This window comes from Anaerotignum sp. (assembly GCF_017483025.1).
Lineage (GTDB): Bacteria > Bacillota > Clostridia > Lachnospirales > Anaerotignaceae > Anaerotignum_A.
In genome coordinates this window covers 1-21,278 of sequence record NZ_JAFUMA010000049.1, presented here as the reverse complement: position 1 = coordinate 21,278, position 21,278 = coordinate 1, and the positions used below count along the sequence as shown (strand labels likewise).

Genomic DNA, 21,278 nt, shown 5'->3' with positions numbered 1-21,278 from the left:
GACAGTAATTATAAAAAAATACTTACATTCAGGATTGACAGGATGAAAGGTGTTGAAGAACTGCAAGAAAAGAGAGAAGGGGAAGAAGAATACAAAAAGATAGATATTGATTCTTACAATCAGCGAGTGTTTTCAATGTTTGGCGGCGAGCAGAAGCGAGTGACAATGCGTTTTACAAATCGCCTACTGGATGCTGTTGTTGAAAAGTTGGGAAATGGTGCGAACACATATTACAGACCTTCTGATGATTGGCATTTCGTTGTGACTGCGGATATAGAAATCAGCGACCAGTTTTATGGATGGATTTGTGGGCTTTATAAGAATGTCACGATTACAGATCCCCCGGAAGTAGTTGAAGGGTTTAAGAATTTTTTGGAAGATATTTCATCCAGATATAAACCAAAAGATGATAAAAAGATAAAGAAAAGATGTAAAAAAGATGTAAAAAAGATGTCTGAAAGATATTGAAAAGATGTATAAAAGGGATAGGTTTTTGATAGCCTATCCCTTGTTTTTTTTATTTCATCCTTGCTAATGGACTGTAATTTTGATAGTTTTCGCAAATATCTTCGGTTGTCAGGTCAAGATATGCCTGTTCAGTAACCTCTACGCTGCTATGTCCTAAAATCTGAGAGAGGATATAAATGTTACCGCCGTTCATCAAAAAGCGTTTGGCGAAATTATTTCTTAAAGTATGGGGAGATACATTTTCGATTCCTGCCTTGGCACAGATTTTTCTGAAATTTTTTTCATAAACGCTATTGATGATAGGTTTTCCTTTTTGTGTAGAAAAGAGATATTGTGTGTTTGTATACATATCTCTGTATTTAAGCCACCGTTTCAGCAACAAAGCCATTTTGGATGAGTAGAAAACCGTCCTGTCCCGTTTCCCTTTCGTATTCTCCGCTGGAAGAAAAATGATTCTTTTTGTAAAATCAATATCTTCAATTTTTATAAGCAAACATTCAGAAATTCTCATACCTGTATCCATTAGCAGAAGGGTAATGATATAATCCCTGTATTCGCTATAAGATGCGAGATTAAATTGCTGGGTCAAAAGTTGAAATTGTCCATCTGTTATGAAGTCTTTTGCTTTTCGTTTGTTGGGGATCTGGTGGATCTTTTCCATTGGATTTTTTTTGATAATATCAAAGGCTACGCAGTAATTGAAGAAGGCTCTCATGTTGCGAATATAACTGTTAATGGTTACTGTTGATACTCTTTTTCCTAAATCAGTTCTGTTTTCTGGATGATTGAACGCTTTTGATCTATCATCCGCTGCTACGGTATATTTTCCTCTTTCTTGTATGAAACTGATATAATTTATTATGTTTTTTGCCGTACCCTTTTTAAAAGATGTGATGTTTAGATCAATAAGATACCGTTCAAATAGTTTTAATGTTTGTTCGTAGCTTTTGATTGTTTTAATGGATAAGCCTTTGGTCTGACAGTAAATAAGGTAATCCTCAATCTGAATAAAAGTTTCTCTCATAAAAAAAACCTCCTGATTCGTTGGTATTTACCGCACCCAACAAATCAAAAGGTTTATAGGTCTGAAAATAAAATGTTTATAGGTCTGGAAGTGTATTTATTGCCCCGAAAAGCCTATCAACATTTTTGTTTATAGGTTTGCCAAAATCGTGAAAACCCTGATTTTAAGCCATTAACTCGCCTTCATTTCCAGCCGTAATCTATCAGCGATCAACGCGATGAATTCGCTATTCGTGGGCTTTCCTTTGTGATTGTTCACCGTATAGCCGAACAGGGCATCAATGGCGTCCACCTTGCCTCGGTTCCATGCCACTTCGATGGCGTGGCGGATGGCCCGTTCCACGCGGCTGGGGGTCGTATTGCATTTCTTCGCGATAGAAGGATACAGTTCCTTTGTAATGTAATTGAGAACATCCATGTCGTTGACGCTCATAATGATGGCCTCCCGCATATAGTGGTACCCACGGATATGAGCAGGTACGCCGATCTCGTGCAGGATATTCGTTACCTTTGTTTCCAGGTCGTATGCCGCGGAATTGGCGGCAGAAGAGACGCTGGTTCCTGTTTTCAGCAGGGGCTTCTGTTCCTGCATCAGCTGGCGGATGCGCTGGGTCAGGGCGTCCATGTCAAAGGGCTTCACCATGTAATAGCCGGCGCCCAGATCCAGGGCCTTCTGTACCACCTTATCCTGGCTCAGGGCGGAAAGAATGATGGTGACGGGGCGGTTGGATTCTTCTACCTTCTGCAGTCGTTCCAGAACACCCAGCCCGTCTAAACGGGGCATGATGCCGTCTATGATAGCAACATCGGGGTGAAAGTCTCGAATTTTATTCATGGCATCGATGCCATCCATAGCCACAGCTACCACAGTGATATCTTCCTGTTTATTCAAATGATCGACGATGATGTCGCAAAAATCCTTATTGTCGTCCGCCAGCAAAACTTTTATTGTATTTTGATTCAAAATGATCCCTCCAGTTGTAGTTTCGTGAATGTTTATGCAGAACTTCCTTGCTTTTGGGTTGATTATAGTATAGAAAATTTTGGACGACAAGAACCATTCGTGAGACAAAAAAAGACCGAAAAATCAAGGAAAATTGCCATTTTGCCATTCTTTTTGAAACCGCGGGAAAATGCTGCCAAACGCCGTCGAATGGTGTCTGTCGAAACTGCATATTTTGGAGGAAAAACGCAAAAAAGGCGGACGAATTATTGGCGAAAAAATACCCATCGGATTTCCGATGGGTTGTTTTTTGATTATTTATTTGCTTTTCTTTCTGCAATGCGGTCTGTCAATGCTGCGAATTCTTCCAGACCCAGAGCTTCACCGCGGATGCGTTCATCCCAGCCAAGGCTCTGCAGGATTTCTGTCAGTTCTTCTTTGCTAAAGCCCAGATTGCCCAGATTGAACAGGCAGTTCATCAGGGTCTTTCTGCGCTGACCAAAGGCGCATTTTACGATGTGGAAGAACAGCTTTTCATCCACTGTTTTTACCTTTCTTTCGGGCAGCACCTTCAGTGTAATAACTGCGGATGCCACCTTGGGGCGGGGCATGAAGCAGGAAGGCTGCACGATCATATCCAGATTTGCGTCGCAGTAATACTGCACGGCAACGGAAAGAGCACCGTATTCCTTATCCTTGGGGCCGGCCTGCATACGTTCTGCCACTTCCTTCTGCACCATAACGGTGATGCTGTCCACATGGCGTTCATTTTCCAGAAGGTCCATGATGATAGGTGTGGTGATGTAGTAGGGCAGGTTGGCAACGACTTTGATGGGTCTGCCGTTATTTTTTTCTTGGATGATAGCGTCGATGTCTGTTTTCAGGATATCCTGATTCAGAATTTCGATGTTGTCATAATCCGCCAGTGTTTGTTTCAGGATGGGGATAAGGGTGTTGTCGATTTCTACCGCGACCACCTGTCTTGCGTTTTCTGCCAGCACCTGGGTCAAAGAACCGATACCGGGGCCGATTTCCAGCACGCAGTCGTCTTTTGTGACGCCGGCGCAGGAGGCGATGTTATCCAGAATATTGGAATCGATCAGGAAGTTCTGACCGAAGTTTTTCTTGAAAGCGAAGCGGTTGGCTTCGATGATCTCTTTTGTTCTGCTGGGGGTTGAAATTCTTTCTGCCATGTTTTTCTCCTTTTAAAAGATTGAGCCAAGTACGCCGAAGCTCAGTACGGAAACGATGATGCCTGCTGTCAGTACGCCGATGCAAATGACGGGGAATGTCTTTTTGGGGTCCATGTTTAAGAGCGCTGCGATGAGGGCGCCCATCCATGCGCCGGTACCGGGCAGGGGGATTGCTACGAAGAGATATACGCCCAGGTAGGCATATTTACGGATCTGCTCGCTTTTGGAATCCGCTTTCCGTTCGCACCATTCTACCACGCCCCGTAGAGGTGTTTTGCGCAGCACTTTGAAGATAAAACGGATGAACAGCAGGATGAAGGGGATGGGCAAAAGATTGCCGATATATGCGATGATAAATGTAGGCAGCCATTCCATACCCATGGCGAAACCGGCAATAATGCCGCCTCTTAGCTCCAGGATGGGCAGAAGAGAAACGATGAATACGATGATCTCTCTGGAAAGGGTGCCGGACAGGTTTTCTACGAACCAGTTTGCTAATGTCTCAGCCAAATTGATCTCCTCCTAATTTGAATTTTGGTATTTTAAGACATATTACTCCATTTTAATGAACTTTATAATTATACCTGAACATTGCCTGGGGAACAATAAAGAATTTATTAATTTCCCTTTGTTTCCCAGGATGATGTACTTTTTTTAGTAATTTCGGATATTTCCCCTTAATTCTATTGCAAAACTTTGGGCAATATGTTTCAATGAAGATGAGCGGGAGGGGACATTCGCACGTCCTCTGAGAACAAATGGGAGAATAACGCTTGTATACAGAACGGGGGAAACGGTATGACAGAGGAATTGAGAGCCCAGATGATGGGCGTAAAGCTAACGAAAAAGGAAAAACTTATCGCAGAATTTGTGCTGGATAATTTTGCGGAAGCCTGCTTTATCACTTCCACAGAAATTGCCAAACGTCTCCATGTCAGCGATTCTTCTGTGATCCGTTTTACCAGGACTTTGGGCTACAGTGGCTTCATGGATTTCCAGAAATCTATTCGCAAGACGTATACGGAGCGTATCAACAGCGTTTCTGAAAATATCACTATCCCTTCGGAACGACTGAAACTGAGCATTTCCAAGCTGGATCAGAGCGATATCATGGAAAGCTATTTTTCCAATGTGATGCAGAATCTGAAATCCTGTATCAATCATAACGATACCATCGCCTTTGAGCGTGCCGCGGGGCTCATCGCCGGCAGTAAGCGTAAATTCATCGTTACTTCCCGTGCCAACAGCTGCATTGGGGATATGATGCTTCTGCTGCTGAAACATTTGCTGCCCGATGTTTACGAAACATCCCATCCTGCCCTGAATGTTATCGACCATCTTTGTGACATCACGGAAAATGACTGCATCATCGCCGTCAGCTTCCCCAGATATTCCGAAATGGATCTTTTGGCGGCCCAGATGGCCTATGACGCAGGGGCAAAGATCGTTCTCATCACCGATAAGGCCAGCTCTCCTTTGGCTCAGTATGCAACCCAACTCCTTACCGTTAGTGTAGACAGCAATACATTCTTCAATTCCTATGTAGGCGTGTTGTTTACCATGGAACTGCTTTGTTCCTTCATCAGTAAGAAAATGGGGTATTCTACAGAAGCCAAACTGGAGCTGATTGATAAATACCTTTCCAAGGTCGGTCTGTTCTAAAGACATATTTTTTGCAAAGAGAAAGCGCGGTGCATTCCGCGCTTTTTTAATACCGATGATTCACGTATTCGTCGATCAGAGATTTTTTGCTGCCCTCCTGAAAGACCCCTTCTTCTCTCAAACATTTTAGAATGAGAGGGCTGGTGGAGTGCAGGATGATATTTTCCTCTTCGATGACAATCTCAAATAATTTCCCTTTTAAAAACTTGCTTCGCACCTTTACGAAATAGGCTTCTACACCCTTATAATCCAGCATGCGCAAAGCCGTCAGGGTAGCTTTATCCTTCTTGCTGTAGTAATAATTGCTTTTTTCGATATAGTCCTGTTTCAGTTCATAGTCCATATCTCTGGTGGTGCTGATGGTTTTGTTTTCCTTGGCCAGAGCGTTGTAATACTGATAGTTGAATAGGGCTTTTTCCAGCGTATCCATGTTTCGGAAAGGGCCGATATCCCCATAGACCACCGCTTCATAATTTTTCTGGAGATATTCCCGCTTGGTCATATCGCCCTTGGCGTATTGGTCGATCAGGCTTTGTCTGTATTTGAAATATTTCTGAATGGCGTTCATAATAAGGCACCTTTCCATCCTTTCCCGCTAGGCATGGCTTCTTCCGCCCTGTTACAATGGGGGAAAGAAGATAGAAGGGGAGGATATATATGCGGACTTTTTTGGATTACTATCAGCGGAAGATACAGCCGCAAATAGAGGAAATAGATCTATTTTTGAAAACGGAAGAACCACCTTATAACAGCGATATTGTGGCGGAACTTCTGGATATCCCATATGAGGAATGGGAGCAGCTTCTGCGGGAGGAAAAAATATCTTTTATTACCAGAGGGATATTTTTTCAACTGATGAAGCGGGGCTCTTCGCCCTTGTGCGGAATGTTCCGGCGGGCGGTGGAACTGGGGCTTCCTGTGGAATATACGGCGGAGACAGCCGCCTATATTTTTGGCTTGGAACTGCCAGCAGTGCGGGAAGCCGCGCGGACATCAGGCCGGAAAACATTTACGGAAGAAATGCTGCCCCAATTATTTTCAAAAATCTTTATTGACGAAATACGATATCCTTTGTAAGGTTTGCCGCAGTTTTTTCATCTGTCAGCAGTTCTGCCAGAGTCAGGGCAAAGGGGATGGCTGTGCCGGGGGCACGGGATGTTACCACGTTGCCGTCGATGCAGACTTCATCTGCTACGGGTTCCGCACCGATGAGGTGTGCTTCCATGCCGGGGTAGATGGTGGCATGTCTGCCCATCAGGATACCCAGGCTGCCCAGTACCATAGGCGCTGCGCAGATGGCGCAAACCCATTTATGGGCTTCATGCTGCTTTACCAAAAGCTCTGACAGACCCTGATGAGCCTGCAGGTTCAGCGTGCCGGGCATGCCGCCGGGCAGAACCAGCATGTCTGCGTCTTCGATCTCTTCGAACAGCAGATCAGCCTGATAGGTGATGCCATGGGCGCCAGTCACTGCTTTATCGCCAGTAACGGATACCAGCTTGGCATCCACGCCAACGCGGCGCAGCAGGTCAACGGGCGTTACGGCTTCCATTTCTTCAAAGCCTTCTGCAAGGAATACATATACTTTTTTCATAGGGAATCCCTCCTGATTATCTTAGTTTGTCCTAATATTTTTATTTTACAGGAAAAACAATGTTTTTTCAACCAAAGACAATTGACTATGGTATAATCAAAACAGGAGGTGGCTGTGATGTATCGGAAAAGTATGGAAAAGGATTGCAGGGCGGTTTATGATCTGATTTGTGATTTGGAAAAGAAGCAGCTGCCCTATGGGGAATTTGAAAAAATATATCTGAATCAGTTGCAGAAAGAAAATATGTACTGCCTGATAGAGGAAGAAGCGGGCAAGGTCAGAGCCATGCTGAACCTGCGTTTCGAGGAACAGCTCCATCATTGTGAAAAGATCGCGGAAGTGATGGAATTTGTGGTAAGTCCCGATTGCAGGGGGCAGAACGTGGGCAAAAAGTTGTTTGCGGAAGCGAAAAAGATCGCTTTGGAAAAGGGCTGCAGCCAGATCGAACTGGCGACCAACCAGCTGCGGAAGGATGCCCACAAATTTTATGCCAGAGAAGGCATGCACAATTTTCACTATAAATTTTCCAAACGGTTGATTGGTGAAGATAGTGAGGATAATATTCTGGGCAGATAATGAAGGAGGAAACCATGGAGATCGAACGTAAATTTTTAACAAAACACATCCCCTTTGACATCGCGGCGTATCCCTGCAAGCAAATTGCCCAGTCCTATATTTCCTTTTCCCCCACCATTCGTATTCGCCAGTCTGATGATAAATTTATCCTGACGGTGAAGGGAAAAGGGCATCTGGCGAGGGAAGAATTTGAACTGCCTTTGACAAAAGAGGACTATGACAAACTGATGCTGAAAACAGAAGGTACGCCTGTCATCAAAAAACGATATCTCGTTCCCATCGAAGGCGGGCTGACGGCGGAAGTGGATATTTACGAAGGGGAACTGGATGGGCTGATGACCACAGAAGTGGAATTTCCTTCTCTGGAAGCGGCGGAAAGCTTCGCTGCGCCGGAATGGTTCGGGAAGGATGTCAGCGAGGAAAAGGCCTATAAAAATACATCCCTTTCCTTATACGGGATGCCGAAAGAAAACTAAGAGAACCTCATTGAGGTTCTTTTTTTATGGTGTCCTTCATACCCTGTAACAGTGATGTCTATTGGAAAAAGACAAGCAGAGCGGAGGAGGAAGGGTATGTATAACAGACGATATGAAAAGGTATTCCTGATGCTGCGGCAGGAGGTGGCAGGCTATGCCCTCAGCAAACGCCCGCCCTGGGGCAGTTGTGTCATGGAATTGAAGAATGGCAAGGGAAAACTGCACCTGACGGTACAGGGTTTGAAGCCCCTGCGGGATGGCTATAGCGTTTATGCCATGGCAGGCAGTGAAAGCATCTTTTGCGGGGAACTGCGCCCCGATGGCAGGGAAGGCAAAGGGGAGATGAAATGGGAATTTGACCCTGATTCCGTGGGGGAAAATAAAAAAGCGGAAGATTTCCATACTGTTCTTATCCTTGCGGAGGATGGAAAGGGCGGCTTTTCTGCCCCATTGACGGCCTATTTTGCAGAGAAGAAAAACTGGAAGAAGGACTTTACGCCGAAGAAAAAACCAATCCGGCCTGTGGAAGAAGAAACCAAAATCCAGCCGGCGGAAGAGGAGATTACAATTCAGGCAGCGGAAGCGGTTCCGGTTTCTGCTATGACGTTGCCGCCGTTGATGCCAATCCTCGAAAAGCGGAAAGGAGCGGAAAAACCAAAGGACACCAACGCCAAGGTGGCTGAGGCACAAAAGAGCAGCTATCATGGCAGCTTTCAGGGGCTTCTGGCAAAATTCCGACAGGAATTGGAGAATCTGGAGGAGACGGGTATTCTGACAAAAGAGGAAACGGAAAATATCCGCAGCATGGGCGCGGAGCCTGCGCCACTCCCTCTGGAAAAAGAAGAACCTGTGGCAGAGGAAACAATGCTAGTTGAAGCGGAAAAAACGGTGGAACCAATGGCACAACCCATGCCGGAAATAGAGGAAAAACGGGAAAGTCTTTTTGCCAGAAATCGGGAATTGGAGCCATTTGGGGATGGGGAGCAGTGGAAATGCCTTTCTTTGGAGGAACTGACCCTGCTTTCTCAAATCCCCCTGAAATGGCAGCGGGAGTTTTTCTTCCTCCTGCCTTATCGCCGCTATCATCATCTCATTTTGCAGGAAAAGGCAGATGGCATTTGGCTGGGGCTGCCGGGATTTTATAACGAAACGGACGAAACCGATGCTCATTCCTTTGGCTTCAGGGAATTTCGACGGGTGGATGATGAATGGGGCTACTGGGTGGCTTTTTTGGAGCGGGAAGGTTGAAAAAACGGGAATTTCCATGTATACTCTAAAAAGATATTTTCGAAATTTTGCATATTGAAGGAGTATATATATGAGAGTCAGAAAGAAACCCTGGGCAGAACAGGAATTATTGGATAACACCCTTGTCATCAACGATGCCCCCGAAAAAAAGGGCAAATGGAAGGAATATTTCGGCAACGATAACCCCATTTACGTGGAGATCGGCTGCGGCAAAGGCGGCTTCCTGCGCAAAAATGCGGAAACCTACCCCGATGTGAACTTCATCGGCATCGAAAGACAGGCAACTGTGGTGGCTATGGCGGCAAGAAGAGCTGACGAAGAACTACCCAACCTTGCCTTTGTCTGGGATAATGCCAGCAACCTGTCCGACCTGTTCGAAGTGGGCGAATTCCAGAGACTGTATCTGAATTTCAGCGACCCCTGGCCTAAGAAACGTACGTACAAACGCCGCCTGACCTATCGTGGCTTCCTGCAGGAATACCGCCGTATCATGGGCGAAAATGCGGAAATTTTCTTTAAGACAGATAACAGAGGGCTGTTTGAATTTTCTCTGAATGAATTCTGCGCCGATGACTGGAAGCTGTCCAATATCAGCCTGGATCTGCACAATAGCGATTATGAAGGCAACATTATGACAGAATACGAAGAAAAATTCTCTTCCCAGGGCGCGCCTATCTATCGCCTGGAAGCAAGAAATCGCAAGTAATTGCGGTGTAGAATAAATAAAACAGACAAAACTCTTTCTTTTTGATATGCTTTTCCAGACCTATCTGGTGGCCGCAGGCGCAGGCACGCTGAAAGAAACCGTGAAACTGTTCAAACCACGCACATGGTGTGTGTTCTGTCCTATGGGCAGCATGACCCAGGCCATCTGCAAGATAAAAGCAAGATAAATAAAAAGCGACGTTAGGATATTTGCCTAAGTCGCTTTTATTTTTTATGTAATTATTCAGTTTCTTCTTTTTCCCCAGGGGCATCCTTATCCTCCATGGCAAGGGAAGCCAGAAAACTGCGGTAATACTGGTTCACATGCTTGCGCCAGTTGCGGCAGACCTGCTGTGCCTGAGATTTGGAAACCACGGAAACGCTAATTTCCATGAGGGTTGCGCCGCTGTCATCGCAAAGGCCGCATTTTACCAGATAATCCCCATTCAGTTCGGGGAAATAGTTGGCTGTCACGGCGTATTCCGCCTTGATGCGGCGACTGTTTTCGTGAACATAGATATTGATTTCATTTTTCACCTCGTCGGAGATACGGTTGATGAAGTAATTGATGACTTCCTCCCCGTCGTCCGTCAGGGTGTAGCGGGTGTTGTTCTGTTCGCGGGTCTTTTCCAGCCAGCCTGCGCTTTCCAGCTCCGCCAGGTATTGCTGTACGGAAAAGTAATCCATATAATTTTTTTCCAGCAGGAACTGGCAGATTTCACTGTTGGAAAGAGAGATGCCCATTTTCTGCAAGAGATGCAGGATGATAAGTTTATGCTCCGCCAGTTTTTTGGTGGAATACTGTATGGACATAAAAGGCCTCCTTCCAAAACGTGATTTTCTATCTTTTATCATAGCACATTTCCTGTTTTGTTGTAAACGGCATCAGTCAATTTTGCAATACATTCCCTGTCGGATGCCGTTTTCTTTCAGATATTTATGGATGCTGTTCAGCACATCCCGCTTGCGTAAGCTCCACAGGGGCGCCAGCAAGGTGTTTTTGTCACCGTCCCCCGTCAGGCGGTGGATGATGATATCCTCCCTCAGGTGGGCGATGCAGTCCCCCACAAGGGCTATGTATTCCTCTTTCGTCAGAGGAATATATTCTCCGGCTTCATAGATTTCCGCTAAATCGCTGTCGGAAAGGACATGCAGTAACTGCAGTTTGATGCCCTGGATGGGCAGGCGGTTGACGCAGTCGATGGTGTGAAGGAGGGTTTCCCGGTTTTCTCCCGGCAGGCCCAAAATGACATGGACGATGACAGGAATATGCCGTTCTGCCAAATCGTTTACAGCTTTTTCGAATACGCTTAGGGGATAGCCGCGGCGGATATATTCCGCAGATGTTTCATCGGCCGTCTGCAGTCCCAGTTCCACCCAGAGTTTTGTTTTGCCGTTCAATTCCTCCAATAAATCCAAAACATCCTCGGGGAGACAATCTGCTCTGGTGGCGATGGAAATGCCTTCCACCCCATCGCAGGCGAGGGCTTCTTCGTACTTCCTGCGCAGTTCCTCTACGGGGGCGTAAGTATTGGTAAATGCCTGAAAATAAGCTACATAAGCCGGGTCTTTCCACTTATCGGCGGTCTGGGCTTTCCCATTTTCTATCTGTTCTGTGATGGAAAGGGCGGCGTTTTCCGCGAAATCGCCACTGCCGCCTGCGCTGCAGAAAAGGCAGCCACGGGTGCCGCATTTGCCATCCCGATTGGGGCAGGTGAAGCCGCCGTCCAGAGATATTTTCGCTGTTTTACGACCAAAAACCTCTCTATAATATGCATTTAAACTGCGGTAGGGCTTGTTTTCCACGGAAACACCTCCTTATCGTATATTTCTTTGTCGTAATTTTTCGCAGAGGGTGGTCAGGGCATTCCATTGCCTGTCATCCTCCGCCGACTGATGCACCAGCAGGAGAAAATCTGCCTTGCTGCTTTCCAGAAAATTGCGGGTGCGTTCGGCTTTCGGTTCTTTGCAGGCGGAAAGGAAGAGGGAAAAGCTTTCCTCTGTTACCGCCAGGGGGATGCAGGTCTCTATCTTTTTCAAAATTTCCCCTACGGTATTTTCTCCGCAGGTTTGCTTTGCTAAGTGGTGATACAAAGCCCGGCTGTTGAGAAAAATAACGTTTGGGGCGGGAAACAGCTCCTGCCCGCCGATTTGATTCCGCAATAGAGATAAATAGCCGCAAAGATCTTTGCGGCTGATGGTCTGATGCAATGAGATCACCTCGAAACGATTAAAGTTGTCGTTCTGAGATAATATGTGCAGTTTGGGGAGTCTTTACGATAGCAAATTTTTACGCTTCCACCCACTGTTTCAGTTCTTCCAGCAAAGCTGCATTATGTTCAGGAGAAAGGATGCAGAAACGCAGGAATGTTTCATCCAGGAAGGTGAAGGAAGAAGCGTCACGGATGAGCATTTTTTTCATAATGCATTTTTCAAACAGATCATGGGCTGTTACCTTATCTGTTTTCAGTTTCAGCAGGATGAAGTTTGCTTCGGAGGGGTAAGCCTTGATGTTTTTCCAGGTGGAAAGTTCTGCAAAGGCTTTTCTTCTTTCATCGGATACCAGTTTCTGGGTCGCTTTATGGAAATCGAAATCGGTGAAAATATGCTGACCGATGAAATCTGCCAGACTGTTTACGCTCCAGGGATCGGAATTTGTTTTGAAGCGATCCAGGAATGCCTGATTGGAGGACATACCATAGCCCAGACGGATGCCGGGGGCTGCAAAGAATTTGGATGTGCCGCGGATGACGAAGAGATTATCAAATTCTGCAACCAGAGGGATGGAGCAGATTTCAGGCAGGATATCGGAAAATTCGATGTAAGTTTCGTCGATCATGACAGATGCACCGATCTTTTTGCAGTGTTCCAGAATGACGCGCATTTCATCCACACGAATGGCTGTGCCTGTGGGGTTATTGGGATTGCAGGCAATGAACATGCCGATATCGGGAGTCAATGCTTCCAGCAGAGCGGGCAGGTTCAGTTTGAAATTATCCTCTTCCTTCAGGGGAAAATATTCAAATTTGCCGCCATTCAGGGTCACTTCTCTTTCATATTCGGAATAGGCAGGGCCCATGATGATGGAATGGTCTGCATTGATGGTCTGGATGAATGTGGAGATCAGCTCTGTAGAACCATTGCCTACCACAATATGGGATGCATCCGCCCCTGTGTATGCGCCGATGGCTTTTTTCAGGGCTTTGTATTTTTTATCGGGGTAGGTACAGATGAGATGCAGATTTTCTTTCAGGGCTTCTTCTGCTTTCTTGGGGAAGCCAAGGGGGTTGATGTTGCCGCTGAAATCAATGATCTCTTCTTTGGGAATGCCGTAGGTGCGCTGAATGGCATCCAGATCGCCGCCGTGGGCGTGTGTCAGTACTGTCATGATAAAATTACCTTCTTTCAAAAATAAATATCATATATATGTTAGAAAATCTCGTCGATTTTCTCCTGTTCGATGATCTTGGGGCTTTGCTTCGTCACACGGGGATACATCAGGTAGGGATTGCCTTTGCCCTTTTCCAGAATATCCAAAGTCAGAGCCATGGATTTATTATGGGTAGGATAGAGCATCAGTCTGCTGCCGGTGTCGATGGGCAGTTCCTGCAGGCTTTTGCCGTTGGCCTTATTCAAAGAACGTTTGGAGCCCCTTGCAGAATATTCCATGGGGAAGCCGTTCTGATCGGGCACAGAAAGCATATAATCCGCCATTTCTTCCATACAGAAAGCAGCACAGAGGTCTTTGCAAAGGACGTTCACATCCATATCCTGTCCTACTTCGATGATTTTCCAAAGTGCATCGTTGCTGGTATGGGAGACCTTGATGGAAAGCACATCGGGCACGACCTCCATCAGGAACATCCTTTCCTGGGTACGCAGCTCTGCTTCCTGCAGGACAGCTTCCAAGAGCTGTTCATAGGGCAGGGTGCGGGGCATGATCTGTTTATCAATCTCTTTGGAGTCGGGGTCTGCAAAAAGTTCCTTGCCCAGTGCCGTCAGGCTGTAATAGGTCGGGGGTGTGAAAAGTTCCGCACCCAGATTATGTTCCATCAGCACCAGTGCCGCCAGATTGTTCACCAGAGTATAAAAGCGCATGGGGGTGAAGGCAATGGGGCGAATGAAGCGGAAAAATACGCTCATGGGGGTCAGGAACCATTTATCCAGCATAATGCCCGTAAACAGGAAGGAGGAAACGATGGAGCGCTCCTCTGCATTCAGGTTTTCCGGGGGTGTTTGCCAGATGGATTCGATATCTACGTCTACTTTTTTATAGAACTCAACAAAAATGCGGTCTACCTCTCTGGGGCTTTCCAGCATGTGATAGAAGAAATCCGGCGTTGCAATGCCTTCTTCCAGATCCATGGACCAGGTGAAGCGTTCCGACGCCAGAGTGCATGCTGTTTCCCCCAGCTGGAAGAGGATATCTGCTGTTTCCTGAGCGAAGAAGGACTCGCATTCCTCCGCAGGCTGTACTCGCTGGGTATGGATGGAAGGCATGGGTACGAAAAGACCATGGAGCCACGCCAGACGCATCAGGTATTCCAAGTAGAAATCTGTATTCAGGCTCAGCTGATCCAGGATAGCTTTTTTATCTTCTTTCAAAAGCAGACCGTTTTCGTCTGTAGCACGGTCTGGAGTACAGTAATTGACGAGGGCGCGCAGATCGTCCACCAGAGGGTGGCTCTCTGTGGAATAAGCCACCAGAGCAAAGCTGTATTCGGAGACAAATTCGGCATCTTCCTGTTCTTCCGCGGGTTTTGTCCGCATCACATAGGCATATTCAGTTTTATCTTCTGCGTCTTTTTTCAGATCCAGCTCCAAAATATTGGCGGGGGAGAGGATGGTCTCCTGAGCCAGAGCCGTATAATGCCATTTGCCGAAGGCCAGAGGGGCGATTTCCAGCAGCGGGCGGCGGCAGGGCGCATCCATTTTCTGACGCATATTTTCATAACCGTTCAGGAACAGCCCCAGAAGAGGTGCATGTTTTGCCTGTACGGGTCTTGCCTGTTTCATATTTCAAAACTCCTTTTGTCTGCGGGTTTTTGACCGCAAGCATAATCACTTTATTGTAACAAAAAAAGAAGGATTTTAAAACAGAAAAGGAGAAAAATTCACACTTTTGACGGAAAAAACAACAAAAACGGCTGAAAAAAACGAGAATTTTTCCAAACAATGACAAAAATTCATCTCTCGAGGACATTTTTTGATTTTTGTACTTGCCAAGGTTGAAATTTTATGATATAGTCCTTATGTCAAAAACAAATGTTTTTAAAAGAGAAACAGGAGGAGAGCCCCGTGAAGGAAGATAAAAATTATTATATTGTTGACAAAGCAGTGCTGCCTGAAATCTTTTTGAAGGTAATGGATGTAAAGAATCTGTTGGAAAGCAAAAAGGAAAAAACGGTACAGGATGCGGTCAATCGTGTCGGCATCAGCCGCAGTGCTTTCTATAAATATCGGGATGCGGTTCACCCTCTCTATGAAAATACAAGAGGCAAGACCGTAACGATCTCCATGAACCTGGACCATACCAGAGGTTTGCTGTCCTCTGTTTTGAACAGCATCGCTACAGAAGGCGCGAACATCCTGACCATCAACCAGACCATCCCCATCAATGGCATTGCCAACGTGACAGTGACCATCGAAACAAATGAAATGCAGGGCGAACTGAGCAGATTGATGACACGCATCGAAGCGCTGCAGGGCGTACAGTCTCTGAAGATCATTGCCCGCGAATGATATTTAAAACGAAGCAGAAGTAGGCTGCTGCGGCAGCCCAACTGTATTTCGTAGGGCTTTGCCCTACTCATACCATCAGGTTGTCCAATGCCTGATCGGATGTGCAAATAAATTTGCCCACACGTTCAGTCACATGACAACGCTTTAATTTTATGTAATAGGAGGGAACGACATGATTCACATTCAGATCCCGGCGACATCCGCGAATATGGGTCCCGGCTTTGACAGCATCGGCATCGCAGTACAGTTATACAACCACATTTGGGTGGAAGAACAGACTACCGGCTTGACTATCGAAGTCAAACGGCAACAGGCGATCCCCGTTCCCACCGATGAAACGAACCTCATCTACCAGACTATGAAATACTTCTACGATCAGAAGGGCCTGAAAATGCCCGGCATCCATATCATCCAGGAGGATTATATCCCTATGGTAAGAGGTTTGGGCAGCAGTGCGGCCTGCATCGTAGGCGGTCTTTTTGCGGCCAATGAGCTGGCAGGCGGTATTTGTGACAGAGATGAACTGGCACAGATCGCAGCCCAGTTGGAGGGTCACCCTGATAATTCCAACCCTGCTATCTTCGGTAGTATGGTCGTTGGCGCGCTGAATGAAAAAGAAATGAAACATGTGCGTTTGGAGTTGCCCGAGGATTTGATTTTTGCTATAATGGTTCCTGATTTTCCTGTTTCTACCGCAAAGGCCAGAGCAGTTTTGCCCGATGCCTATTCCCGTGCGGATATGGTGTTCAATGCATCCCGTGCGGCGCTTTTGATCGGCTCTATGATGGCGGGAAAATATGAGAATTTCGATATGGCCATGGAAGACAGAGTGCATCAGCCCTACCGTGCAGCGCTCATCCCCGGTATGGATGAAATTTTTGCTCATGCGAAGGACTTTGGTGCTGCGGCCAGCTATCTGAGCGGCGCAGGTTCCACTCTGATGGCGATGGTAACAAAGGATAAGGCAGAGGAATTCGAAAGAAAAATGTCTGCGTATTTACAGACCTTGGAACATAATTGGGAATTGACTTTGCTGAAACCCGATATGGAAGGCGTAAAAATCGATCGGGAGTAAGTTCCCCTTCGCAGATGGAATTCATCTGAATAAGACAGAATAACAGGAGGAAAAAATAATGTTGATTGTGCAGAAATACGGCGGTAGTTCCGTCGCAGATGCAGAGAGAGTGTTCAATGTTGCAAAACGCATCATGAGAACAAGAATGGAAGGCAATGACGTAGTGGTTGTGTTGTCTGCACAGGGCAAAACAACAGACGGACTGATCGCAAAAGCAAAAGAGATCAACCCGAAGCCCAGCCGCAGAGAAATGGATATGCTCCTTTCCACAGGGGAACAGCAGTCCGTAGCCCTGATGGCAATGGCGATCAGCGCCATTGGCGGCAGAGCGGTTTCTTTGAACGCTTCTCAGGTCGGTATCGAAACAACGAATACATACAGCAATGCACGTATCCGTAACATCAATACAGAACGTATCGAAAACGAACTGGATGAAGGCAGTATCGTACTGGTAACAGGCTTTCAGGGCGTGAACCAGATTGGTGATACAACAACACTGGGCCGTGGTGGTTCCGATACATCTGCAGTTGCACTGGCTGCAGCCCTGAATGCGGATATCTGCGAAATTTATACAGACGTAGAAGGCGTTTACACAGCGGATCCCCGCGTGGTGCCTGATGCGGCAAAATTGGATGAAATCAGCTACGACGAAATGCTGGAACTGGCATCTCTGGGTGCAAAGGTATTGCATCACCGTTCCGTAGAAGTAGCGAAAAAATACAATGTGAAACTGGTTGTACGTTCCAGCATGTCTGATGCGGAAGGTACAGAAGTTAAGGAGGACGTAAAGATGGAAAGAATGCTGGTTAGCGGCGTTGCAGCAGATAAGAAAGTATCCCGTATCTCTATCATGGGCATCAAGGATGAACCCGGTAAGGCCTTTGAAATTTTCTCTCTGATGGCGAAGGAAAAAGTAAGCGTAGACATCATCCTGCAGTCCACAGGTCAGGATGGCAGACAGAACATTTCCTTCACAATTGGCGAAGACGATCTGGATATCGCCCTGAGGGCTCTGGAAAAGAACAAAGCTCGCCTGACAGCACAGGAAATCATCCATGATGAAAATACAGCAAAACTGTCCATCGTTGGCGCAGGTATGGCTACGAACCCCGGTGTTGCTGCGATGTTCTTCGAAGCAATGTATGACGCTGGTGTAAATATCCAGATGATCTCCACATCCGAAATTAAGATCACAGTTCTGATCGCAAAAGATGATATCGATGCAGCTATGGTAGCGGTTCACGATAAATTCAAAATGGCTTCTGTAAATATGAGAAAAGCCGCTGACAACGAATAAGAATAAAAAATTGAGAAAAGACACTGCGAATGCAGTGTCTTTTTTGTTATCTGTGATATTCCTGCTGCAACACTTTTTTGTACAGGTCATAATGCTGTGTCAGGTCGGCATCGCCGTAGTAATATTTCAGTTCCAGAATCTTTTGACCGGAGATGAGATAAAGTTCTGTGACATCTCCTTTTTCTGCAAGGATGGCATAGTCGAAAGGGGTATCGTTCAATGTAGTGTAAGTCCAACCCTTTTCTTCGGCGCGCCAGGAAAGGTTAAAATATTCGTCCATATATTCTTTGGGAGAAACGAAGGAGGACAGCTTTTTATAATCGACCCAAAGAACAGATTCGTAGGGTTCTCCGCGGGAGTCGGTTTTTCCATCAATGCGTCCAGCCTGATTAAAGGAGATCTGCGTCGGTGCGCCGATGGTAATATCAGAATAAGCTATATTTGCCTCTCTTTCCCACCATTCGTATTTCGGCCTGTTGTCCCTTTGAAAGTAGCGGTCTAAATAATAAAAATCGGGGTCATTTTCAATCTCTGCCAAAGCAACCATGGGCAAGGGGTGCTTCAGTTCTTCGATGGGCTTGTCAGAATAGGAGACTATCCATGGTAGGAGAGGCACGACAAAGGACAGCGCCAGAAGAAAACAGCCTGCGTAATGCAATTTATGATTCCTTTGCAGAACAAAATCTTCCCAGTCAGTTTTCTGATGGAGAGGAATGCCTTCCCGCAGGTCATCCTGTACCCGTTTTAACCCAAGATACCGCTGAAAAGGGACTAAGAAACCGAGGACAGCCATGGGGATATTTTCAAAGGGCATTTCCATATCTGTGACCAAACGATATGCATTTCTCTGGCTCAGAGAGGAGACTTCGATGCCGATCATTACGAATAACAGGAAAACGGAAATGATATTCAATAGTTTTCCCAGTTTGGAAAAATTCCATTTGTTCATAGGTTCATAGAGCTTGCTTTCCTCTTCACCATCTGTATGGGGATTTTCGGCACCTTCTTCTGCGGAGAAGATATAAAAATACTGGCTCATGGTACAGACGAATCTCCATCCTTTTTCTTCGTATCGTTCCAGCTGGGGATTAGGCGGACAATTGTCGTGGTATGGATTTTTTGGTTCGATATGATAGAGCATCCTAAGAGGTTCTTTTACCGCAAAGGTAGCAAAAATGGTGTTTGTATCATATAGATACAGCCCTTCTGCAGACATGTCAGAAAACCAGCTTTCCAATGCGCCGATCTCGTACGGTTCCACGGGTATGAATTTACGTTTATAGTTCATCGGATCGCCCCCCTATCCTGTAAATGCCTCTTTTTTTCAGTATAGCAAGGGGAGGGGAGAGACGTCAATGAAACGGATAAAATGTAAGAGATTCGTAAGAAATAAAAAACAAGCACCAACCGATGTCGATGCTTGTTTCAGTCTTGCTTATTTTTTGCGGCATTCTCCGCAGGTGCCATACAGGATCAGCTGTTCCATTTCTACGTCGAAATCCAGATCAGGCACCAGTTTTTTTGTTACATCTATCAGTGCTTCCATATGCAGGTCGTCCACCCGGCCGCATACCTTGCAAACGGTGTGTGGATGACACTGTACCACAGCGTCATAGCGGGAGCTGGGCTCGCCCACGTTCAGCTCCTGCACCAGGCCCAGCTGCTTGAAGAAATCCAGTGTTTTATACACAGTCGCAAGGCTCATGGTAGGGTTGGTGGGTTCCAGCGATTTATAGATCATTTCCGCATTGGGATGCTCTGTGGTGTTGCAGAGCATATTATAAACGGCAATGCGCTGTGGGGTGACTTTCAGCCCTTTTTCTCTCAGAATCTGAGCAGTCTCTTTCATTGTTTACACCCCTTTCCAATTAATAACTATTGTTATTTAATAATAATACATATTCTTATCTACGTCAAGAGTAAAATCTACTAAAAAGCAAGGAATTCTGTATTTTTCAGGAAATGCAGGCTGTTGTTTTTTTGAATTTCCTGTGATATCATGTTTCAGAGAAAGGAAGGATAGGTATGCATATCGTTTTGCTGGAACCGGAAATTCCCCAGAATGCAGGGAACATTGCCCGCACCTGTGCGGTGACCAATTCCGTGCTGCATCTGATTAAACCTCTTGGTTTTTCTGTGGAAGATAAATATTTGAAACGAGCAGGTCTGGATTACTGGAAGCTTCTCGACATCCGTTATTATGAAAATTTTCAGGATTTCTGCGAAAAGAACCCTGATGCAAAAATCTGGATGGCTTCTACAAAGGCCCGCCATGTATATTCCGATGTGACTTATGGGGAGAATGACTATATTATGTTCGGCAAGGAAAGTGCCGGCATCCCCGAAGAGATTTTGATGGAAAATGAGGCTAATACTATCCGCATCCCCATGCTGGAAGCGGCGAGAAGCCTGAATCTTTCCAATTCCGTTGCCATCATCATTTACGAGGCCATGCGGCAGCAGGGCTTCCCCGGTATGCTGATGGAAGGACAGCTGCATCATCATAAGTGGGAATAAAAAAATGACACTCTCATCGAGAGTGTCATTTTTTTATTCCTCTGTTGTTTCTATTTTTTCCTCTTCGTGAGGAACGGGCGGTTCTGCCGCAGGGAATTTGATATATGCCTTGAAAAGGTCGCCTTCGATCTCCAGCGTGAATTTTCCTTTCTGCAGCCCTACCAGAGACTGGGCGATATTCAAGCCCAGGCCGCTGCCTTCCGTATGGCGGGAACTGTCACCCCGCACGAAGCGTTCCATCAATTCCTCCGCGGGGATATTCAGGGCATCCTTCGAAATATTTTTCATGGATACCGTTACAAAAGGGGATTCTTCTTTTATGTCGATATAGACCCTTGTGCCTGTCTGGGAGTATTTGCAGGCATTGCTCAGAAGGTTGCTGAAAACACGCCAGGTCAGGTTGCCATCCACCATGGCGAATACAGGCGTTTTGGATCCGTTTATCACAACTTCCAGCTTGGCTTTTTCCAGCTTTTCTTCGTATTCTGCCACAGCCTGCGCCACCAGTTCACCCATATCCGTAGGAACGAGGTTCACCTTCAGGTTTCCTGTAGAAGCCTTGGATGCTTCCACCAGGTCTTCCGTCAGTTTTTTCAGTCTTCTGGATTGTCTGTCCAGCACTTCAATATATTCCGCCGCCTGTCCTTCCAGATTCTCTTTTTTCAGCAGGTCAACGTAATTGATGATGGAGGTCAGAGGGGTCTTGATATCGTGGGAAACATTGGTGATGAGCTCTGTTTTTAGCCGTTCGCTCTTCAT

At 46.1% G+C, this 21,278-nt stretch carries 25 protein-coding genes and 1 pseudogene; 12 read left to right on the top strand and 14 right to left on the bottom strand.

Annotation, left to right across the window (positions count from 1 at the left end; all coding sequences use genetic code 11):
• Window positions 1–468: helix-turn-helix transcriptional regulator (locus IJ369_RS04350; protein ID WP_290716421.1), on the top strand; the 468-nt coding region annotated here is incomplete at its 5' end.
• Window positions 469–517: 49 nt separating this feature from the next.
• Here IJ369_RS04350 and IJ369_RS04345 read toward each other — a convergent pair.
• From IJ369_RS04345 to IJ369_RS04330, 4 genes are all read right to left on the bottom strand, one after another.
• The gene (locus IJ369_RS04345; RefSeq protein ID WP_290716418.1) at window positions 518–1,492 is read right to left on the bottom strand and encodes a tyrosine-type recombinase/integrase; all 975 of its coding nucleotides are present in this window, start codon (window positions 1,490–1,492) and stop codon (window positions 518–520) included.
• A gap of 171 nt (window positions 1,493–1,663) precedes the next feature.
• Complete coding sequence (gene spo0A / locus IJ369_RS04340) at window positions 1,664–2,455, bottom strand: sporulation transcription factor Spo0A (protein ID WP_290716415.1); 792 nt, start codon at window positions 2,453–2,455, stop codon at window positions 1,664–1,666.
• Between the two features lie 293 nt (window positions 2,456–2,748).
• The gene (gene rsmA, locus IJ369_RS04335) at window positions 2,749–3,627 is read right to left on the bottom strand and encodes a 16S rRNA (adenine(1518)-N(6)/adenine(1519)-N(6))-dimethyltransferase RsmA (RefSeq protein WP_290716412.1); all 879 of its coding nucleotides are present in this window, start codon (window positions 3,625–3,627) and stop codon (window positions 2,749–2,751) included.
• Between the two features lie 12 nt (window positions 3,628–3,639).
• Window positions 3,640–4,137 (bottom strand): COG2426 family protein, encoded by a 498-nt coding sequence (locus IJ369_RS04330; protein WP_290716410.1) that lies wholly within the window; start codon window positions 4,135–4,137, stop codon window positions 3,640–3,642.
• Window positions 4,138–4,425: 288 nt separating this feature from the next.
• On the opposite strand from IJ369_RS04330, the gene IJ369_RS04325 reads away from it, so the two are divergent.
• The gene (locus IJ369_RS04325; RefSeq protein WP_290716408.1) at window positions 4,426–5,289 is read left to right on the top strand and encodes a MurR/RpiR family transcriptional regulator; all 864 of its coding nucleotides are present in this window, start codon (window positions 4,426–4,428) and stop codon (window positions 5,287–5,289) included.
• A 46-nt stretch (window positions 5,290–5,335) separates the two neighbouring features.
• Here the strand turns inward: IJ369_RS04325 and IJ369_RS04320 are convergent, their stop codons facing one another.
• Window positions 5,336–5,857 carry a DUF6648 family protein gene (locus IJ369_RS04320; protein WP_290716406.1) on the bottom strand — a complete coding sequence of 174 codons (522 nt, stop codon included), beginning with the start codon at window positions 5,855–5,857 and terminating at the stop codon, window positions 5,336–5,338.
• A 101-nt stretch (window positions 5,858–5,958) separates the two neighbouring features.
• On the opposite strand from IJ369_RS04320, the gene IJ369_RS04315 reads away from it, so the two are divergent.
• Window positions 5,959–6,366, top strand: coding sequence for a hypothetical protein (locus tag IJ369_RS04315; protein ID WP_290716404.1), 408 nt, complete (start codon window positions 5,959–5,961; stop codon window positions 6,364–6,366).
• Here IJ369_RS04315 and IJ369_RS04310 read toward each other — a convergent pair.
• Window positions 6,338–6,883 (bottom strand): DJ-1 family glyoxalase III, encoded by a 546-nt coding sequence (locus IJ369_RS04310; RefSeq protein ID WP_290716402.1) that lies wholly within the window; start codon window positions 6,881–6,883, stop codon window positions 6,338–6,340. The genes IJ369_RS04315 and IJ369_RS04310 overlap by 29 nt on opposite strands.
• Window positions 6,884–7,000: 117 nt before the next feature.
• On the opposite strand from IJ369_RS04310, the gene IJ369_RS04305 reads away from it, so the two are divergent.
• The 5 genes and pseudogenes from IJ369_RS04305 to IJ369_RS10890 form a co-directional block, all read left to right on the top strand.
• Window positions 7,001–7,459 carry a GNAT family N-acetyltransferase gene (locus IJ369_RS04305; protein WP_290716400.1) on the top strand — a complete coding sequence of 153 codons (459 nt, stop codon included), beginning with the start codon at window positions 7,001–7,003 and terminating at the stop codon, window positions 7,457–7,459.
• 14 nt (window positions 7,460–7,473) lie between these two features.
• Window positions 7,474–7,935: a CYTH domain-containing protein gene (locus tag IJ369_RS04300; protein WP_290716398.1), complete on the top strand. Its 462-nt coding sequence runs from the start codon at window positions 7,474–7,476 to the stop codon at window positions 7,933–7,935.
• A gap of 96 nt (window positions 7,936–8,031) precedes the next feature.
• The gene (locus tag IJ369_RS04295) at window positions 8,032–9,183 is read left to right on the top strand and encodes a hypothetical protein (RefSeq protein ID WP_290716396.1); all 1,152 of its coding nucleotides are present in this window, start codon (window positions 8,032–8,034) and stop codon (window positions 9,181–9,183) included.
• Between the two features lie 70 nt (window positions 9,184–9,253).
• Window positions 9,254–9,889, top strand: coding sequence for a tRNA (guanosine(46)-N7)-methyltransferase TrmB (trmB, locus tag IJ369_RS04290; protein ID WP_290716394.1), 636 nt, complete (start codon window positions 9,254–9,256; stop codon window positions 9,887–9,889).
• Between the two features lie 97 nt (window positions 9,890–9,986).
• A pseudogene (locus IJ369_RS10890) lies at window positions 9,987–10,076 on the top strand (4Fe-4S binding protein); the annotation flags it as partial.
• Between the two features lie 52 nt (window positions 10,077–10,128).
• On the opposite strand, the gene IJ369_RS04285 reads toward IJ369_RS10890, so the two are convergent.
• The 5 genes from IJ369_RS04285 to IJ369_RS04265 form a co-directional block, all read right to left on the bottom strand.
• Window positions 10,129–10,701: a DUF4364 family protein gene (locus IJ369_RS04285; RefSeq protein ID WP_290716391.1), complete on the bottom strand. Its 573-nt coding sequence runs from the start codon at window positions 10,699–10,701 to the stop codon at window positions 10,129–10,131.
• Between the two features lie 72 nt (window positions 10,702–10,773).
• Window positions 10,774–11,694: a TIGR01212 family radical SAM protein gene (locus tag IJ369_RS04280; protein WP_290716388.1), complete on the bottom strand. Its 921-nt coding sequence runs from the start codon at window positions 11,692–11,694 to the stop codon at window positions 10,774–10,776.
• Between the two features lie 12 nt (window positions 11,695–11,706).
• Window positions 11,707–11,928 (bottom strand): hypothetical protein, encoded by a 222-nt coding sequence (locus tag IJ369_RS04275; RefSeq protein ID WP_290716386.1) that lies wholly within the window; start codon window positions 11,926–11,928, stop codon window positions 11,707–11,709.
• A 250-nt stretch (window positions 11,929–12,178) separates the two neighbouring features.
• Complete coding sequence (locus IJ369_RS04270) at window positions 12,179–13,276, bottom strand: pyridoxal phosphate-dependent aminotransferase (protein WP_290716383.1); 1,098 nt, start codon at window positions 13,274–13,276, stop codon at window positions 12,179–12,181.
• A gap of 41 nt (window positions 13,277–13,317) precedes the next feature.
• Window positions 13,318–14,904 (bottom strand): hypothetical protein, encoded by a 1,587-nt coding sequence (locus IJ369_RS04265; protein WP_290716380.1) that lies wholly within the window; start codon window positions 14,902–14,904, stop codon window positions 13,318–13,320.
• A gap of 282 nt (window positions 14,905–15,186) precedes the next feature.
• On the opposite strand from IJ369_RS04265, the gene IJ369_RS04260 reads away from it, so the two are divergent.
• The 3 genes from IJ369_RS04260 (at window position 15,187) to IJ369_RS04250 (ending at window position 18,002) form a co-directional block, all read left to right on the top strand.
• Window positions 15,187–15,630: an ACT domain-containing protein gene (locus IJ369_RS04260; protein ID WP_290716377.1), complete on the top strand. Its 444-nt coding sequence runs from the start codon at window positions 15,187–15,189 to the stop codon at window positions 15,628–15,630.
• 172 nt (window positions 15,631–15,802) lie between these two features.
• Window positions 15,803–16,705: a homoserine kinase gene (gene thrB / locus IJ369_RS04255; protein WP_290716374.1), complete on the top strand. Its 903-nt coding sequence runs from the start codon at window positions 15,803–15,805 to the stop codon at window positions 16,703–16,705.
• Window positions 16,706–16,763: 58 nt separating this feature from the next.
• Entirely contained in the window at window positions 16,764–18,002 is a 1,239-nt protein-coding gene (locus IJ369_RS04250; protein WP_290716371.1) for an aspartate kinase, read from the top strand.
• 46 nt (window positions 18,003–18,048) lie between these two features.
• Here the strand turns inward: IJ369_RS04250 and IJ369_RS04245 are convergent, their stop codons facing one another.
• Together IJ369_RS04245 and IJ369_RS04240 are read right to left on the bottom strand one after the other, a co-directional pair.
• Complete coding sequence (locus IJ369_RS04245; protein WP_290716367.1) at window positions 18,049–19,290, bottom strand: DUF2812 domain-containing protein; 1,242 nt, start codon at window positions 19,288–19,290, stop codon at window positions 18,049–18,051.
• A gap of 147 nt (window positions 19,291–19,437) precedes the next feature.
• Window positions 19,438–19,851, bottom strand: a complete 414-nt coding sequence (locus IJ369_RS04240) for a Fur family transcriptional regulator (protein ID WP_290716364.1) — start codon at window positions 19,849–19,851, stop codon at window positions 19,438–19,440.
• 176 nt (window positions 19,852–20,027) lie between these two features.
• Between IJ369_RS04240 and trmL the strand changes: the two genes are divergently transcribed.
• Window positions 20,028–20,519 carry a tRNA (uridine(34)/cytosine(34)/5-carboxymethylaminomethyluridine(34)-2'-O)-methyltransferase TrmL gene (trmL, locus tag IJ369_RS04235; protein WP_290716361.1) on the top strand — a complete coding sequence of 164 codons (492 nt, stop codon included), beginning with the start codon at window positions 20,028–20,030 and terminating at the stop codon, window positions 20,517–20,519.
• A 33-nt stretch (window positions 20,520–20,552) separates the two neighbouring features.
• Here the strand turns inward: trmL and IJ369_RS04230 are convergent.
• Window positions 20,553–21,278: sensor histidine kinase (locus IJ369_RS04230; protein ID WP_290716358.1), on the bottom strand; the 726-nt coding region annotated here is incomplete at its 5' end.

What these genes read in the sequence shown, in the direction of transcription:
- trmB (WP_290716394.1), top strand. Translation starts at nt 9,254, where the DNA reads ATGAGAGTCAGAAAGAAACCCTGGGCAGAACAGGAATTATTGGATAAC.
- IJ369_RS04300 (WP_290716398.1), top strand. Translation starts at nt 7,474, where the DNA reads ATGGAGATCGAACGTAAATTTTTAACAAAACACATCCCCTTTGACATC.
- IJ369_RS04310 (WP_290716402.1), bottom strand. Translation starts at nt 6,883, where the DNA reads ATGAAAAAAGTATATGTATTCCTTGCAGAAGGCTTTGAAGAAATGGAA.
- IJ369_RS04240 (WP_290716364.1), bottom strand. Translation starts at nt 19,851, where the DNA reads ATGAAAGAGACTGCTCAGATTCTGAGAGAAAAAGGGCTGAAAGTCACC.
- IJ369_RS04325 (WP_290716408.1), top strand. Translation starts at nt 4,426, where the DNA reads ATGACAGAGGAATTGAGAGCCCAGATGATGGGCGTAAAGCTAACGAAA.
- IJ369_RS04295 (WP_290716396.1), top strand. Translation starts at nt 8,032, where the DNA reads ATGTATAACAGACGATATGAAAAGGTATTCCTGATGCTGCGGCAGGAG.
- rsmA (WP_290716412.1), bottom strand. Translation starts at nt 3,627, where the DNA reads ATGGCAGAAAGAATTTCAACCCCCAGCAGAACAAAAGAGATCATCGAA.
- IJ369_RS04265 (WP_290716380.1), bottom strand. Translation starts at nt 14,904, where the DNA reads ATGAAACAGGCAAGACCCGTACAGGCAAAACATGCACCTCTTCTGGGG.
- thrB (WP_290716374.1), top strand. Translation starts at nt 15,803, where the DNA reads ATGATTCACATTCAGATCCCGGCGACATCCGCGAATATGGGTCCCGGC.
- IJ369_RS04345 (WP_290716418.1), bottom strand. Translation starts at nt 1,492, where the DNA reads ATGAGAGAAACTTTTATTCAGATTGAGGATTACCTTATTTACTGTCAG.
- trmL (WP_290716361.1), top strand. Translation starts at nt 20,028, where the DNA reads ATGCATATCGTTTTGCTGGAACCGGAAATTCCCCAGAATGCAGGGAAC.
- IJ369_RS04320 (WP_290716406.1), bottom strand. Translation starts at nt 5,857, where the DNA reads ATGAACGCCATTCAGAAATATTTCAAATACAGACAAAGCCTGATCGAC.
- IJ369_RS04245 (WP_290716367.1), bottom strand. Translation starts at nt 19,290, where the DNA reads ATGAACTATAAACGTAAATTCATACCCGTGGAACCGTACGAGATCGGC.
- IJ369_RS04305 (WP_290716400.1), top strand. Translation starts at nt 7,001, where the DNA reads ATGTATCGGAAAAGTATGGAAAAGGATTGCAGGGCGGTTTATGATCTG.
- IJ369_RS04270 (WP_290716383.1), bottom strand. Translation starts at nt 13,276, where the DNA reads ATGACAGTACTGACACACGCCCACGGCGGCGATCTGGATGCCATTCAG.
- IJ369_RS04285 (WP_290716391.1), bottom strand. Translation starts at nt 10,701, where the DNA reads ATGTCCATACAGTATTCCACCAAAAAACTGGCGGAGCATAAACTTATC.
- IJ369_RS04250 (WP_290716371.1), top strand. Translation starts at nt 16,764, where the DNA reads ATGTTGATTGTGCAGAAATACGGCGGTAGTTCCGTCGCAGATGCAGAG.